Origin of the sequence: Vibrio sp. 2-Bac 85 (assembly GCF_037546705.1) — a bacterium.
In the GTDB taxonomy this organism is placed as follows: domain Bacteria; phylum Pseudomonadota; class Gammaproteobacteria; order Enterobacterales; family Psychromonadaceae; genus Psychromonas.
On record NZ_JALAAB010000004.1, the window covers coordinates 20,499 to 37,162 of the forward strand.

At 36.8% G+C, this 16,664-nt stretch carries 12 protein-coding genes; 11 read left to right on the top strand and 1 reads right to left on the bottom strand.

All coding sequences use genetic code 11. The features are described 5' to 3' along the window. The first annotated feature begins 161 nt into the window (after nucleotides 1-161). From MT390_RS05880 to MT390_RS05900, 5 genes are all read left to right on the top strand, one after another. Nucleotides 162-788, top strand: a complete 627-nt coding sequence (locus MT390_RS05880) for a DNA-3-methyladenine glycosylase family protein (protein ID WP_499440106.1) — start codon at nucleotides 162-164, stop codon at nucleotides 786-788. 632 nt (nucleotides 789-1,420) lie between these two features. Beyond that, on the top strand, nucleotides 1,421-3,403 hold the full coding sequence (locus tag MT390_RS05885) for an LTA synthase family protein (RefSeq protein ID WP_499440107.1): 1,983 nt from the start codon (nucleotides 1,421-1,423) through the stop codon (nucleotides 3,401-3,403). Nucleotides 3,404-4,628: 1,225 nt separating this feature from the next. Next, the gene (gloA2, locus tag MT390_RS05890) at nucleotides 4,629-5,009 is read left to right on the top strand and encodes an SMU1112c/YaeR family gloxylase I-like metalloprotein (RefSeq protein WP_166369051.1); all 381 of its coding nucleotides are present in this window, start codon (nucleotides 4,629-4,631) and stop codon (nucleotides 5,007-5,009) included. A 121-nt stretch (nucleotides 5,010-5,130) separates the two neighbouring features. After that, nucleotides 5,131-5,553 (top strand): BLUF domain-containing protein, encoded by a 423-nt coding sequence (locus tag MT390_RS05895; protein WP_166369053.1) that lies wholly within the window; start codon nucleotides 5,131-5,133, stop codon nucleotides 5,551-5,553. Between the two features lie 68 nt (nucleotides 5,554-5,621). Beyond that, nucleotides 5,622-5,918 (top strand): hypothetical protein, encoded by a 297-nt coding sequence (locus tag MT390_RS05900; RefSeq protein ID WP_166369055.1) that lies wholly within the window; start codon nucleotides 5,622-5,624, stop codon nucleotides 5,916-5,918. 190 nt (nucleotides 5,919-6,108) lie between these two features. Here MT390_RS05900 and MT390_RS05905 read toward each other — a convergent pair whose 3' ends face one another. Further along, nucleotides 6,109-7,338 carry a multidrug effflux MFS transporter gene (locus tag MT390_RS05905; RefSeq protein WP_499440108.1) on the bottom strand — a complete coding sequence of 410 codons (1,230 nt, stop codon included), beginning with the start codon at nucleotides 7,336-7,338 and terminating at the stop codon, nucleotides 6,109-6,111. A gap of 106 nt (nucleotides 7,339-7,444) precedes the next feature. On the opposite strand from MT390_RS05905, the gene MT390_RS05910 reads away from it, so the two are divergent. The 6 genes from MT390_RS05910 (at nucleotide 7,445) to MT390_RS05935 (ending at nucleotide 16,513) form a co-directional block, all read left to right on the top strand. Further along, nucleotides 7,445-7,942 carry a MarR family winged helix-turn-helix transcriptional regulator gene (locus tag MT390_RS05910; protein ID WP_299664659.1) on the top strand — a complete coding sequence of 166 codons (498 nt, stop codon included), beginning with the start codon at nucleotides 7,445-7,447 and terminating at the stop codon, nucleotides 7,940-7,942. A gap of 87 nt (nucleotides 7,943-8,029) precedes the next feature. Next, nucleotides 8,030-9,934, top strand: a complete 1,905-nt coding sequence (locus MT390_RS05915; RefSeq protein ID WP_499440109.1) for a RecQ family ATP-dependent DNA helicase — start codon at nucleotides 8,030-8,032, stop codon at nucleotides 9,932-9,934. Between the two features lie 114 nt (nucleotides 9,935-10,048). Further along, nucleotides 10,049-10,858, top strand: a complete 810-nt coding sequence (locus MT390_RS05920) for a Cof-type HAD-IIB family hydrolase (protein WP_499440111.1) — start codon at nucleotides 10,049-10,051, stop codon at nucleotides 10,856-10,858. A 468-nt stretch (nucleotides 10,859-11,326) separates the two neighbouring features. Continuing rightward, nucleotides 11,327-13,291, top strand: coding sequence for a putative bifunctional diguanylate cyclase/phosphodiesterase (locus MT390_RS05925; protein ID WP_499440113.1), 1,965 nt, complete (start codon nucleotides 11,327-11,329; stop codon nucleotides 13,289-13,291). Nucleotides 13,292-13,560: 269 nt separating this feature from the next. After that, nucleotides 13,561-15,615 carry a glycogen debranching protein GlgX gene (gene glgX, locus MT390_RS05930; protein WP_499440114.1) on the top strand — a complete coding sequence of 685 codons (2,055 nt, stop codon included), beginning with the start codon at nucleotides 13,561-13,563 and terminating at the stop codon, nucleotides 15,613-15,615. 598 nt (nucleotides 15,616-16,213) lie between these two features. Beyond that, nucleotides 16,214-16,513: a 2OG-Fe(II) oxygenase gene (locus MT390_RS05935; protein WP_166369065.1), complete on the top strand. Its 300-nt coding sequence runs from the start codon at nucleotides 16,214-16,216 to the stop codon at nucleotides 16,511-16,513. Nucleotides 16,514-16,664 lie beyond the last annotated feature (151 nt).

Genomic DNA, 16,664 nt, shown 5'->3' on the forward strand with positions numbered 1-16,664 from the left:
AATTACTTTTAAGCATGTACTTTTAACCTTGCACTATTTAATAAATAGCTATGTGTGCTAAATGCATTCATTTGTTGAGCATGCTACTTAGTTTATTAGCCTAGACCGCTGCATCTTGCACCGCTAAAGCTCCTTGTAGCCGACACGTTTTATATGAGGTAATGATGAACAAAGAAAATATGATGCTTGGAATGGAAGCGCTTAGCCTTATTGATGAAGATATTAAACAGGCGTATACAGAGATTGGGTTACCTGCTGAGAGAAGCAGCCCAGAGGGTTTTGAAACTTTCCTTTCTACCATCATTAGCCAACAATTATCGACGAAGGTGGCTATGGTCATTAAAGATCGCGTTGTTGCTTTGATGGAGGATCTCACTCCTGAAAGCCTTCTTAATATTCCGGATCAGAGCCTTCGAGATGCGGGGTTATCTTGGCGTAAGGTTGAATATGCCAAAGGCCTAGCTGAAGCGATCGCAACGAATCGGTTTGATATAGATAATTTGGGTAAGCTGAGCGATGATGATGCGATTAAAGCAATCACCGAAATTAAGGGGTTTGGCCGCTGGAGTGCGGAAATATATCTCATGTTTTCTTTAGATAGAAAAGATGTGTTTCCGGCTGACGATTTAGGTTTATTAGTGGCCTTGAAACATCTCAAAGGGGTACCTGAAAAACCAACGGCAAAACAAGCACGTGAAATTGTAAAGCATTGGTCACCTTGGCAAAGTGCGGGGGCTCTTTTCCTTTGGCAGTATTATCATCAACTTAACTTACCTAAAAAAGCCTAAGCTAAAAAACCTTAAGTTAAAAATCCTAATATTTTATTGAGCATCTACTGTTTGAACATCTACCGAACAGTCAATTTATCACCGACTCTGATTACTAATCCTTTTGCTTATTGCGTTTTAACTCTGTTAAACGCAGTTGTTCCTTGCCAGAGCAATGCGCTTTCAAATTACATTCAGTGAACTTTCAGTTTTTCTAAAGTAAACCTTAAGTTTCAAGGGATACGATATCTGCATTATTTAATTGAGCAGATATTTTAATGAAAACAATGAATCCTATGACTCTCCAGCTTGTGTCAATAAAAGTACTTCAAGCTGCCTCATCTCTTACCTATTTTATCATTTATATCAATGTTTTAGTTTTGTTTATGGTCGCGCTGTTGTTGGCCGCTATTGCTTGGCTTTGTGCTTCCATACATTTGTCGTTAAAACCATTTATTGTATCTTTATCACATTGTTTAAGCTCTTTTTTTAGATCTGAGTTTCCTTCTATTACCTTTCCAATATGTTGTTTTAAAAAGAAATAAATCGCTTTAACTGAACTGATTTAAATCCTTGAAATCAGTTCATTAAGGTTAACTACTGTTTTGAAAAAATGATGTTTCAATTCGACTCAATATAATTAAGAGAAATAAATGCAACGTTTAAAAGCAAAATTAGGCCCAATTTATCCTATTTTGATCACCAGCTTAATTATATTGCTGATCTTTACTGTGTCACGTTTAGGTTTGTCTATTTGGCAGTTCGATAGAGTGAGTGAAGCCGACGGATGGTTACGTGTTCTTAGTAGTGGTCTTAGAATAGATATTGCCTCAATTAGTTATCTATTTGTATTACCTGCATTATTGATGAGCTTACTATCAGGTAAACATTTAATGGGGAGGATCTGTATTTGGGGGCTGAGAGGTTGGATCACTTTTGGACTTTGGTTGATTGTTTATATGGAAGTGGTCACGCCTGCTTTTATCATTGAATATGATCTTCGCCCTAATCGTTTATTTATAGAGTATTTGATTTACCCAAAAGAAGTCTTAGCAATGCTTTGGGGCGGATATAAAATTGAACTATTGATCGGATTACTAGCCTCCATTACAGCGCTAACCTTAGGTTGGAAGTTAAGTTGTCGGGTGACTCAGGGGCTTACGGTTACGCAATGGAAATGGCGTCCACTCGTTGCGCTTGTTGTGGTTGCAATAGGAGTGATGGGAGCCCGTTCAACCTTAGGGCACCGTCCATTAAATCCGGCGATGGTAGCATTCTCAAGTGATCCTCTGATTAATGATTTAACTTTAAACTCTTCTTATTCTTTAATGTTTGCTATTAAACAGATGGCCAGTGAACAAAGCGCTGAAGATTTTTATCCTCGTATTGGGCCTGACACTATTATTTCAGAAGTACGAGATTCAATGAATATAGAACAATCTGCTTTTGTTACGGAGGGGAAAGTAACAGATGCTAAGCCGACGTTGGCAAATCATAGGGCAACGTACCAGGGTAAACCCAAAAATATTGTCATATTATTGTTAGAAAGCCACGGTGCACGATATGTTAAAAGTCTTGGGGGTCAGGATTTATCACCTAATTTAGATAAGCTTTATCAACAAGGGTGGGGGTTTGAGCGTATTTATGCCAGTGGTACTCGTTCAGTGCGCGGTATTGAAGCGGTAACTACAGGTTTTTCTCCAACGCCTGCTCGCTCTGTGGTTAAGCTAGGTAAAAGCCAAACTAACTTTTTTAGTATTGCTGACTTATTAAAAGAGAAGCAATACCACACTCAATTTATTTACGGCGGAGAAAGTCATTTTGATAATATGAAAAGCTTTTTTCTAGGCAATGGTTTTGCTGATATGCAAGATCTTGCGACTTTTAAATCACCGGCGTTTATTGGTTCTTGGGGTGCTTGCGATGAGGATTTATATGATAAAGCCGACCAGCAGTTTACTGCATTATCTGCGCAACATAAGCCATTTTTCAGTTTGGTATTTTCTTCTTCAAACCATAGTCCTTATGATTTCCCTGATGATAAAATTACGTTGTTTAATGAGCCTAAACAAACTGTTGAAAACGCGGTTAAATATGCAGATTATGCGTTAGGTAAATTTGTTGAAAAAGCAAAAAATTCAACCTATTGGAACAATACAGTATTTGTGGTGGTTGCCGACCACGATAATAGAGCGGGTGGAGCGTTGAATGTGCCCATTGGACACTTTAAAATTCCTGCTGTTATTTTTGGAGGTGGTATCGAGCATCGTGCTGATAACCGTTTAGTAAGTCAGTTAGATTTGCTGCCTACTTTATTATCATTAGCGGGTATTGATAGTCAGAATCCGATCATTGGACATGACTTAACACAACAAGTGCCTATTGAAAAACAACGAGCAATGATGCAACGCGGTCAAGATTTTGCTTGGATGACAGAAGATAATCAGGTAGTTGTTTTTAGTCCTGGCAAAGCAGCAAGTTCTTACTTATATGATCCTCAGTTAGATTTGTTGAGTGAAAAGCCGATACAGCAATCCATCATTAGGCGTGCCCATGCTAATGCGATGTGGGGAAGTTTAGCCTTTAAAAATGACTATTATACGGCACAAAAAAGTTACCTTATTAGTGATCAGTAAAGCACCTCAAAATAGCTTAGCTAGTAATGAAAGCTGCGAGGCTGTTTGTAGTTTAAAGTTTGTTGGCCATAAAATGGTCTATTTACTCTAAGAAGTTTTGTGTCTCCAATAATATGCATTTTATGGGAAATAATAAAGACAAGAGACAATGGTTACTCACTATTTTGGGGTACTGACTATTTGGTGTAGTGTAATTTTCGAGTAATACAATAAAGTGCAGTATCGATCTAGCTGTTCGCAAGTTTTACAAATAGCCAGTAATTCGTTGTAAAATGGTTGGAAAATTGTACTTTGGGTTTCTTTTATACCGCTTATTGTAGCTGTCATTACATTAGCCCTAATAAGAATGAAGCGTACGCAAAGCGAGCAGTTACCATTACAAAAATGAGTGAATTCCTATCAAGGATTACCATAGTAAAGTGGTGGTAAGTATATTCATTACTATTACCCGGAGAATCTGTATACCTTAAGGCCTAAGTAGCAGTTTTTCCGGTGCTTTAAAGTTTATATTTATTTGTAAAATCTAGTTATTTAAATAGGTAATCAGTGAACCTTCAGTTTATCTAAAGCAAATCTTAAGTTTCAGGCAATAAAATATTTACACAATTTAATTATGTGAGTATTTTAATGAAAATTCAGTCTTTTTTTTACCTTAAAAACATTGCAACAAAAACGCCACGTTATTTTAGTTTTTTGTTCTACTTTATATGTTTTATCAATCTATTAGTGTCTTTAACTGGTGATAATTTTATCACTCATTATCAGTTAGTTTCATTGCTGCACTCTTATTTTTCTTAACGTTCAATGGTTGCGGTAAGCACTGCTTTAAGTAAGTCTTGAAAGTTGATTAAGTGATTATCTTTGCTACCTATTTAGGTATCACTGAATGCCATGAGTGAGAGGGGTATTAAGTAATGCTTATCTCAAAAAAAGAGGTTGGTGTGACAAAGAGGTTATTGGTGTGACTTGGCTAATGATATAAACAATATTTTTACATTGTTCTACATTATTATGTTTATTCAGTTGTTCGATCATAAATGAGAGTTTTTCACGGGCTACTTATCTTTTATTACTTGAATTCAAGAATATGATCTCATCTGCAGAAAATGAAAACCTAATGCTATTAACTATCAATATGTTAATCTTTTTCATATTAAGCTGTGTCGTTCGTTTGGCTTCCTCAACAATGCTTATACATTTAGACGATATTAAAATAGGATTTAAAATGCTCAAATCAATTCATCATGCCGCTATTATTTGTTCGGATTATGCCGTTTCAAAACGTTTCTATACTGAGATTCTAAAATTACAAATAGTAGCTGAAAATTATCGAGAACAACGTGACTCCTATAAACTTGATTTGCAATTACCCGATGGTGGGCAAATAGAATTGTTTTCTTTTAATAATGCGCCACAACGTCTAAGTTATCCTGAAGCATTAGGGCTCAGACATTTAGCCTTTAGTGTCGATTCAGTAGAGTCTGTTAAAGCTTATTTAATTGCTGCTGGTATTGAGGTCGAGCCGGTTAGGGTTGATGAATATACCAATAGAAAATATACTTTTTTCAGTGATCCCGATGGGTTACCGTTAGAAATTTATGAATAAAGTATTATTTATGGCTGATGATTTCTTATAATTTCGTATCCTTTTTTAAGGAGTGAGCAATTTATCGAAGTCACTACCCCATATTAATCAATAAATTAGGTGGAAAATAGGTTAAGCCAATATGTTTGAATTACTTTATACCAGTATTGCCCCGCAAGGTTTATCGGAACAGGAATTGCTAGAGTTATTGACTAAAGCTCGCATCAAAAATAAACAACTTGGGATCTCGGGTATGATGATTTATCACCAACGCGAGGTCATGCAAATTTTAGAAGGTGAGAAAAGTGCTGTTCAAGCCTTGTTTGATACTATTGTTGAAGATCCTCGACATACTCGCGTGAGTGTTTTTTATGAGGGTGCAATTCATGAAAGAGCATTTAAAGATTGGTCTATGGCTTTTAAATCACTAGACCAAGCTGCAATTAATAAAATTACCAATGGGTATGAAGGATTGGATAAAACACTTTCGCCAATTAATATGTTGAAAGAGAGTAACAATAGAGGAAAGAAAGTATTTATTTCCTTATGTGATAACTTTACTTAACATTACATACCTTCACATAGCTTTAAAAAAGTATTGATAACCTTGTATTTAAACCAGAAAGGAAGTGTATGAGCCTTTGTTATGAAGTGGCTATTTTCAAAGTTGAAAAAAAACATATTCCAAGAGTTATGGCATTGAGTTTATTACTGTTTGATGAAATAAACCAAGCGGGTATTGTGATTAGCTCTTACGATATTATTCAAAATACAGAGTCAGATGACCAGCTTTGTTGGCAATTAACTTGGGTTAACCAAGACGCAGTGAAAGCAACGGCTAAAAAATGGGCCTCTTTTCCGAGCAGTCTGGAAATTGAATCCTTGGTGGGCGAAAAAATCTACTATGGTCATTTTTTAAGTTTGCTATAGCTTTAAAATTCACTATAAAACGTATGCTTCATTTAGCAGTAATTTTTTATAAATATAAATTTGAAAAAGCAGAATTACTTGAAAAACAAGGTGATTTGAAGAAAAAGTACGCTCGTTTAAGCTGCTCCTCATCTTGATATCTCCATCAAGCAAAGTTAGATTAATTTTTTGCATCAATTGGCTTTGCCCATCAATTAACTTCGTCCGTTACCTCCGCAATCTGTGCTTGTTTGTTACTGTGAATTGCAGCTGTCAGTGCTGTCGCAGAAGATATCAGCATAATGATAACCACCGGTTGTAGATAACCCATGCTAATAAAAGCGGCAAAGGCACTAATGGCTGCACCCATGGTACATTGAAAAGCGCCTAATACGGCGGAAGCTGTTCCGGCATCTTTACCAAAGTGTTTCAAAAAGCAGGCATTGGAGTTGGCCATGATGCCACCATTTGCACTGATCGTAATGACAAACGCGACCACAGTAAAGGCTAGAATTTTAGTCTCTAACAGGCTGGATATCACTAACAATAGAGCGCCAAACACTTGCATAGTCAGGAAGCAACGTAATAAAGTAGCGGGTTCAAAACGGTTTAATAAAAACGTATTCAAGCGATTGATAACAATTAATCCTGCGATGTTAGCCGCAAATAACATTGAAAAAACATCACTGCTTACTTCAAAAACACCCATATAAATCATTGCTGAATTGGTCACAAACGTCATCATCACTGCAAACGCAAAGCCCTGAGCAATCATGTAACCAATGCCATGTTTGTGCTTAAACACATCAATGAATCGAATCCCTTTTCTACGTTCGATGGTGATGGCTAACTCTTTTTTTCGTTTCGATGATTGATGGGGGACGAACTTAATGGCCATCAAAATAGCGAAGCAAGAGGAGGCGGTCATAAAGTAGAAAACCCCGTGCCAATTATGTAAAGATAAAATGAAATTACCGATAGTAGGTGCGATAGAGGGCGCTATCATCATTATTAATGAAACTAAGGCAAACAATTTCGCGGCTTCTTTGCCTTCTGCATTATCTCGAATCGTGGCTGGTACCCCGACAATAGCAATGCCACCACCGATTGATTGCAAAATTCGCCATATCCATAACATACTAATATGGGAGCTAGTAGTGAGCAACATGCTGGCAAAAGCGAAAATACCTAAACCTAGAATCATGATCGGTAATCGACCATGTCTATCTGATAACGGGCCACCAATTAACTGACCAATTGCCAGGCCAAAAATGTATAAACTCACGGTAACAGACAGCATCGAAATATCGACTTGCATTTCCTCTGCAATAATCGGTATCGCTGGTAGGTAACTATCAATAGCAAAGGGCGAAACTGCATAAATAGATGACAGTGTTATCACTAATGCCATACTGACTGTTTTTGGTTGGGTTTGAATCATTTTTGACCTCTATTTTATCTTGCTAGTAAGATAATAAGTGGATCATATCTTTCTCGCAAGATATATTGGTGTTAGATTATTAAAACCTCTGTTTAAAGGAAGTCCGGTGAAAAATAGTGTGCGAGAAATTGAGTTAGGGATGCAACAGAATTGGCCCGAATGTGCTAAGACGATGTCATTTTCTTTATTAAAAGTGTCACGATTGCATAACCTTTTTAACAATGGCATCGACCAATGTATTGAACAATTTCAGTTACAACATGCAGATTTTATTGTATTAACAGCATTAAGACGAAGTCCTTTACCCTATTGTTTATCGCCAACTGAATTATATCAAAGCATGTTCTTTAGTTCGGGAGGGTTAACAAAAGTGTTAGTACGATTAGCTGAGGCGGGGTTAATTGAGCGATTAGAAAATCCGCATGATAAACGCAGTAAACTGGTACAGCTTAATCAAAAAGGTAAGCAACTTGTTGAAACGATCATGCCGACGATACAGCAGCAAGGGCGGCAGTTACTCGCAGGCTTATCTGAGAATGAAAGTTTACAGTTAGAAAGTTTGTTACAAAAAGTATTAGATCATAATGAGAGTCGAACATCATAAATTTGGAAATCATAAACGCTATAATGAGTCGTGTTTTTCACCAATCAGTGCGTCATAACCGTTAACATACTATTTAGGTTTTATATTATGCATGCTTCATTAAAGCAATATTTTGGATTTGAGCAATTTAGACCCGGGCAAGAACCCGTCATACAAGCGCTATTAAATGGCCACAGTGCAGCGGCAATATTTCCTACCGGTTCAGGTAAATCATTATGCTATCAATTACCTGCATTGCATCTGCCACATCTTACCTTGGTAGTGTCTCCTTTATTAGCTTTGATTCAAGATCAATTAGACTTTTTGCATAGTAAAGGCATTGCTGCTGCAAGTATTCAATCGATGCAGAGTCCCGCAGAATCATCACAGGTTTATAAAAATGTTGCAAACGGAGAGATTGATATCTTGTTTATTTCTGTTGAGCGCCTTAATAGTGAACGTTTTAGGGCATTTTTAAAGAAAGTACCTATTTCATTATTAGTGGTTGATGAAGCACATTGTATTAGTGAGTGGGGCCATAACTTTAGACCTGATTACTTAAAGTTAGCGCGTTATCGTGAAGAATTTGCTATCCCGCAAGTGCTGTTATTAACTGCTACGGCGACAAAACAAGTAATTGAGGATATGGCCGCTAAGTTTAACATTGCACTCAATCATATTACCTTAACGGGCTCTTATCGCGCCAATCTCAACCTAGCCGTTACTGGGGTAAGTGAAGAGCAGAAATTAGCAACCTTGGTGCCTTGGTTAACGACTCGTCAACAGTCTGCAGGTATTGTGTATGTGACTTTACAAAAAACCGCGCAACAGGTGGCTGAATCTTTATTACGACAAGGGATACAAGCCACTGCTTATCATGCGGGATTAGGTAATGAACAAAGACAACAGATTCAACAGCAATTCATGGCGGGGCAGATATCTTTAATCGTCGCCACCATTGCATTTGGTATGGGTATTGATAAAAGTGATATCCGTTTTGTAGTGCATTATGACTTGCCTAAATCAATTGAAAATTACGCACAGGAGATTGGACGAGCAGGCAGAGACGGTAACAGCTCTGAATGTTTAGTATTAGCCAACAAAAATAACCTGAACGTATTAGAAAACTTTGTTTATGCAGATACACCAGAAGGGACGGCGATCGATTTTATTATTAATGAAATAGATCGAACTGAAGGTAACTGGGAGGTGGTTATGAATAGCCTCTCAACACAGTCTAATATCCGTTTGTTAGCACTCAAAACTTTATTGGTGTACTTAGAATTAGAGCATGTGATAGAACCTGCCTATAGCTATTATGCTGAATATAAATACAAACTCTTAGTGCCAGAACAAGAGTTAGTTAATCGCTTTAATGGAGAACGCGCACAATTTGTGCAAACCATTTTAGCGACGTCGGATAGAGCGCGTACGTGGTTTACTTTAAACTTCGAAAAAATGCAGCAAACTTATCAAAGTGAAAGAAGCCGAGTGTTAACCGCCATCGACTATTTAGATCAACAAGGTTTGATCGAGTTACAAACAAAGCAAATGACGCAGGTGTATAAAGTTAATAAAATACAAATCAGTGCGCAATTACGCGGTGAATTAACGCAGCGATTTTTACAAAAGGAAAGTAGCGAAATTCAGCGTATCCATCATTTGTTGGACTTCTTTGCCAGTGACCAGTGTTTAAACTTACAACTTGCAAACTATTTTGCTGATAATAATTTAACGGGGCCCTGTGGACATTGTTCCGTGTGTGCTGGACACCCCGCAATCATGCCTGTGGTTGAGGCTTTAACGCCTCTACAACAATACAATGCTGCTCAATTGAGTGCTGAAATTACAAGTAAATTGGGTGAGCATAATAGCGAGGTATTACAGGCTCGCTTTTTTTGTGGTCTGACAACACCGCTTTTTACACGTATTAAAGCACGTCAACTCTCTGGGTTTGCAGCCTTAGAGCGTTATCGTTTTGCCGATGTTTTAGCTTGGATACAGAATCAATAATTGATTTTTTAGTGGCAAAAATTTTAGCAATACGACTTTAAAGAACAGCATTTTAACAACAATACTTTTAAATAAACTATTCAAATAAAGATGTATGAATATAGCGGAGTGAATATGTACAAATTAATTGCCTTAGATCTTGATGGCACCTTACTCAATAGCGATAAACAAATCTCTAGTGAAAATAAAGCTGCGATTGACGCTGCACGAGCAGAAGGAGTACGAGTCGTCCTAGTATCAGGTCGTCCAACGAGTGGCATGAGAGAGTCTTTGGAAGCGTTAAATATGTTGTCAGATGATGACTATGTATTAAGTTATAACGCTTCTGTAGTGCAAAAAGTAAAAAGTGAGACCATTATTCGTAGCCAGATATTGACAGGGCATGATGCGAAACAACTGGCTAATCTTGCTAAACAATTGGATATAAATATTCATGCTTTTTCACCTCAAAAAGGGCTAATTACACCCGCTCATAATGATTACACGACTCATGAATCGGTAATAAATGGCGATACAATTACACTCATTGATTTTGAAGAGTTAACTGATGATGAAGCCATTTTAAAAGTAATGTTAGTGGATCATGCTGACAAATTATCTGCAGCTATTGCGCAATTACCTGCCGCTTTATATGAGCAGTTTACTATTGTGCAAAGTGCTCCTTTTTTCTTAGAGTTCTTAAATAAAGACAGTAATAAAGGTATTGGTGTTAAAGCTTTAGCTGATCATTTATCAATTCCCGCTGAACAGGTTATTTGTATGGGTGATGCTGGTAATGATTTTCATATGCTCCAATATGCAGGGTTAGGTGTGGCAATGGGTAATGCGACCGATGACATTAAAGCAGTGGCAGACCATATTACCGTGACAAATGATCAGCATGGTGTTGCTAAAGTAATCAATGATTTTGTATTAAATGTATAAATCAACTATATCATTCTAAGTTAGATCTTAATCTTTATGCCTAATAGGTTTTACCTGGCAGGATGCTATTTTCTCGCTGCTTGCTAGTTTGTAGTGGTACAGTAATTTTGAATGCTAGCGAGTGTAAATAATCTCACCTACAAAAGAAAAATAATTGAGTGCATGCATAATAAGCATGCATTCTTATTCTCCTAAGATTCACATCATTCCTATTCTCCTAAAGTTCATACCATGCCTAGTCTATCTGTTTGTAATAGCCAAGTTGTTATAACCTACTGTAATAGCCAAGCAATTATTGTTTAAATACGTATTCATTTATGATGCGAGTCTAGGAAATATTAACGATCAATTACTCTCAGTTACTTATTTGAAAATTCCTTGAAATACAAAAATACCAATAATGGTGTATATTGATACATTCTTGCTGAATTCAAGAATTAATACTTTAGATAATATCGAGCATTCTTTGTGACCAACACTACTACAAAATTTGATAAAGACATGGACCGTGATGCAGCTATATTATTATATGGCAATGCATTCGCTGGCCTTTTTATTACCTTTATTACGTCTACCTTTTTAGTATTTGCTTTTACTTATCCTTCCGTTGAGCATTTCACGTTAGATTGGTGGTTCGTGATGACTTTTGTTCTTTTAGTCAGGCTTGTCGATGTAGCATGGTGGAAAATAAAGTTACAAAATACTGAATTTGATGGTAAAAGATCTGTTTTATTTTTTGTCACAGGGGCAAATATAACTGCAGTTTTATGGGCTATCTATTTAGTACATAGTACAACCATGAATGAGGATATTGAAGTAGCAACCACTATTATCGCTATTGCTTCTATGGCTGGTGGCTCTGTTGCTGTACTTACTGCGCATAAATTTACGGTCATGTTTTACCCTTTGATATTGTTACTACCGGGTTCAATTTCGCTACTTTTATCTGATAAATATAATTTTCAATTACTCGGTGTATTAGGGATCTCTTTTACTCTGGTGATCATCGTTATTGCTAGAAAGTCTGCTGACTTTACGCGACATACACTTTTTTTAAAAAATCAAAATGCTAACCTAATTCTCCGTATGGAAGAGAAAGTGAAGCAACGAACTCAAAAAATTTATGAACTATCAAACCTTGACCCTTTAACTCATTTATATAATCGTACTGCCTTCCTAAACCAGCTAAAGCAATTAACAACAACCAACAGTTCTCCTTTTGCACTACTGTTTATTGATTTAGATGGTTTTAAAAAAATAAACGATAGCATTGGCCATAAAGCTGGAGATGAAATATTACGAAAAACTGCTGAGCGGTTAAAAGTATTTATGCTTAATTCACCGCTATTGTGTCGATGGGGTGGGGATGAATTTTTAGTTATATTTGAAGAGTATGATCCCGAACTTATCGTTAAAAATGCGAAGCAATTAATAGACGTTTTATCTCAACCTATTGCTATTGAAAATAGTATTTTGTCGGTTGGTGCGACCATAGGTGTTGCGCTTTATCCACAACAAGCCAATACAGAGGAACGTCTTATTCAATTTGCTGATATGGCAATGTATTATCAAAAAAAACAGATGCGATCGACTGTGGGTATTTTTTCAGAGCAAATGGAAAAGCTTTATTCCTACGAGCTACATTTAAAAAATGGCCTGTCTAAAGCAATTGAAATGCAACAACTTCGTTTGGTCTATCAACCTATTCTATCTGCGCAAGGGCTTAATGTGGTTTCTTTTGAAGCGTTATTAAGGTGGCAAATTGATGGAGAAAATATCCCACCAGATAATTTTATTGGTATTGCTGAACAATATGGGTTGATCCATGAAGTTGGGGCGTGGGTATTACAAACCGCTTGTGCACAAGCAACACAATGGCAGTCCGAACAATCACTTGCTATTTGTGTAAATGTCTCGGTGATCCAACTCCAAGATGCTGGGTTTATAAACATCGTTAAGGATGCATTAAATAACAGCAAATTAGTACCTGAGCGGTTGTATATAGAAATTACTGAGTCTGTTTTTGCGTCTGATATTGTGTTTATAGAGGAACAGATTAAGCAGCTTCAAACAATGGGAATTAAAGTCTCGATTGATGATTTTGGCACTGGCTATTCTTCACTTTCCGTTATGCAAAACTTAGCCGTTAATATGGTTAAAATAGACAAATCATTCGTGGATAACATAGATTGTCATGGTGGGGCCATTATTTCTGCAGTGATGCATATTGCTGCCACACTCGGTTTCTCGGTAGTCGCTGAAGGTGTAGAAACCGAGGCACAAGCCGATGCTTTATTAAAACTTGGTGTACATTATGTGCAAGGCTATAAATACTCCAAACCGATAGAAAGTAAGCAAGTTAATGATTATTTGCAAAGTAATTTTAATCTACTCTCCACAGACTCCAATAAAATTGCTAATTCAACTGAGTGAAGTCATTAATTCTAAGAATAATTATTAATAGCGCTCATGTAACTTATACAGACTATTTAACCTATACGGGCAATTGGAAGTAACTGTTTTTTCTTTTTTCTGTATCACATCAAAGTAATCTGACTAATACCCCTGATCATTATTATCTGATTATTATTATCTGCTCATTCCGTTTAATTTGATTTTTATTTTTTGCTTTATTGAGCACAAAGGAACATGCTTAATGCAGTAAAGTTATTTGAGATTGGTAAGATATCTGGGAGAGAGATATGTTTTTAACTTGTGATGGTGTTCCTGACAAATTAGGCGTTACATTTACCTCTGAAGGTGCAAATTTTTGTGTTTATGCTCGTCTTGCTAAAACAGTAGAATTAATCTTTTTCGATCATAAAGATGCACTGTTACCTTCTCATGTTTTTGAATTATCTGATGTAGATAATAGAACGGCCTTTTATTGGCACATTTTTGTAAAAGGTGTAAAAGCTGGGCAATTATATGGTTTTCGTGTTGATGGCCCTTATCGACCGAATAAGAAAGTAAATTTTTATCCTAAAAAAATATTACTCGACCCTTATGCTTTATTAGTTGAACGAGGCGATAATTTTTCTCGCGATGCTGCACTTGGACAACATGCAAATGTTGATAAATGCTTAAAGGGTGTTGTTGTTGATATTGATAATTATGACTGGGAAGATGATTGTCATCCACGTCATACTTTTGCAAAAACAGTTATTTATGAAATGCATGTGGGTGGATTCACACGTCATCCAAGCTCTGGATTGGATCAAGATAAACGAGGCACCTACGCAGGCATTATAGAAAAAATACCGTATCTACAAAAATTAGGCATTACAGCTGTAGAGCTAATGCCTGTTTATCAATTTGACCCTAACGAGCACCATGCTGGCTTAGTAAATTATTGGGGTTATAGCCCCATCTCTTTATTTTCAATACACCGTGAATACAGTGCGGATAAATCTTTGCTTGGGCCAATCAACGAGTTTCGAGATATGGTCAAAGCATTACATGCCGCCGATATAGAAGTGATTTTAGACGTAGTTTATAACCATACAGCAGAAGGCGACTTGCAAGGCCCGACTTATTCATTTCGCGGGTTTGATAGTTCAGATTATTATATTTTATCGCAAGATAAGAAACATTATATGAACTACAGCGGTTGTGGTAATACGCTAAATGGCACTCATTCAGTGGTACGCCGCATGATCATTGATAGCTTGCACTTTTGGGTTGAAAAAATGCATATCGATGGCTTCAGATTTGATTTAGCATCAATTTTATCGCGAGATGAGTTAGGGCAGCCGATGTTAAGCCCGCCTACATTGTGGAGTATCGATACTGATCCGATCCTTTCTCCGGTTAAATTAATTGCAGAAGCATGGGATGCAGGTGGCCTTTACCAAGTTGGCAGTTTAGCTGGACAGCGTTGGCGAGAATGGAATGGGCACTTCCGTGATGATGTACGTCGCTTTGTCAAAGGTGATAACGGCATGATCAAACAGTTTGTAGCTCGCTTAATTGGCAGTCCAGATATTTATGGAGATCGCTCTCTTGAACCTGCTAAATCGGTCAACTTTATTACTTGTCATGATGGTTTTACCTTGGCTGATTTGGTTAGTTATAACGACAAACACAATCAAGAAAATGGTGAAAATAATAAAGATGGTTGTGACCATAACTTTAGTTGGAATCATGGAGTTGAAGGCGAAACGGATGACCCGGAAATTTTAAGGTTACGTGCTCAACAAATGAAAAATATGATGGTGATTAACTTGTTATCCTTGGGCACTCCGATGTTATTGATGGGTGACGAAATAGGACGAACACAAAAAGGCAATAATAATGGCTATTGTCAGGATAATATTGATTTTTGGCTTGATTGGACTGACCTTGAAAAAAATAGTGAACAATTTCGTTTTACTAAAGCGTTACTGGATCAACGTTCAATGTTGGAACTGGTTTGTTTTGATGAGACAAACCGAAATTCATTACATGACATTATCGCGCAGGCCGGTATCAGTTGGCATGGAATAAAACTTAATAAACCGAATTGGAGCGATGACTCACATGCGATTGCACTAGAAAGTCAGCATCCTCATTGTGGTAGTGTTTCATATGTCATTTTTAATGCTTATTGGGAAGAATTACATTTCGAATTACCTACTTCCCCTTCAGGGAAATGGTTACGAGCGGTGGATACGGCTTTGAGTGGTGGAAAAGATATACATATTGAAGGTGATAAAAAGTACTGGTTCAAGGATAGCTACTTAGCTGCACCTCGGTCAGTTGTTATTTTGACAAGTTAAAGAGCGATTTTAGTGTTTTGTGTTAAACATCGATTCTCGAGTCAGGTGATACTTCCTAAACTGGCACTTGCTCGATGCAAAGACTAAAAAGGGGGGGTAGTCTTTGCTAGTTGTTTTGGTGTAAAACGCTTGGTTGTAGGGGTAATGCACCGATAAATGTTAACGACGTTGCATGGGTATAAACGTGAGTACCAGTATAAACAATATAACGTTATTCACGGATTAACGTTATAAAGCGAACCGCACTATAATTACTTTTCAAAACTGCAATAGTCGCTAATCTTTTCTCTTGGTATTGCTAGTCGTTATAATATTTTGTTCCTAAGTATAATTAACTTTAATAACAGCATCAGGCGCTAGGCTAGTTCCCCTAGGTTGTCTGTTATTGATAAAAAACTTCACTTTTCAATGACTGTAAGTTATTGCTATTTCATGTTAGTTTCATTTCGTTCAGGTTAAAAATGTCTATTGGATCATTATCATTTCCAACACATTTTTAATGTTATCGATACTGCAAAGTAAGTCGGCACTGCAATTTAAATCGCTACTGTATAACCTAAATAAGAACAACAACTAAATCGATATCAATTGAGGAATTATGACCAACACAGTCACCAATAAGAGCATATTTAGTAGTAAACTATTTTCTATTAATTATGTCACTTACCCTATTAACCACAGTGTGATGGAACATATTGATTTGGTAGAAAAAGGACGTTATTACAAACTTAATTTTATATTACGACAGCCTAAGGTGGGAGGGGTGTTTAAGTGTGCTAAGAGTATTATTAATGTAGCCAACCGCATCTATTTATTTCGACCTGATTTATACCCCCATAGCGTTTCAAAAATTGAATCCGGTAAGCGAGTATTACTCAGTTTTGCTTTACACGTTTAGGTGGAAACACTAAGGCTCTGAAAGATGTAAGTGTATTAGCAACGTGGCTTTAATTAGAAATAGCTCAATTAGCAACATGATTAAAGTCACTGACACTTCTACCTGTACATTGAGCTTGTAAAATTAGCTTGTTTAGTCTGGAACTGTGCTT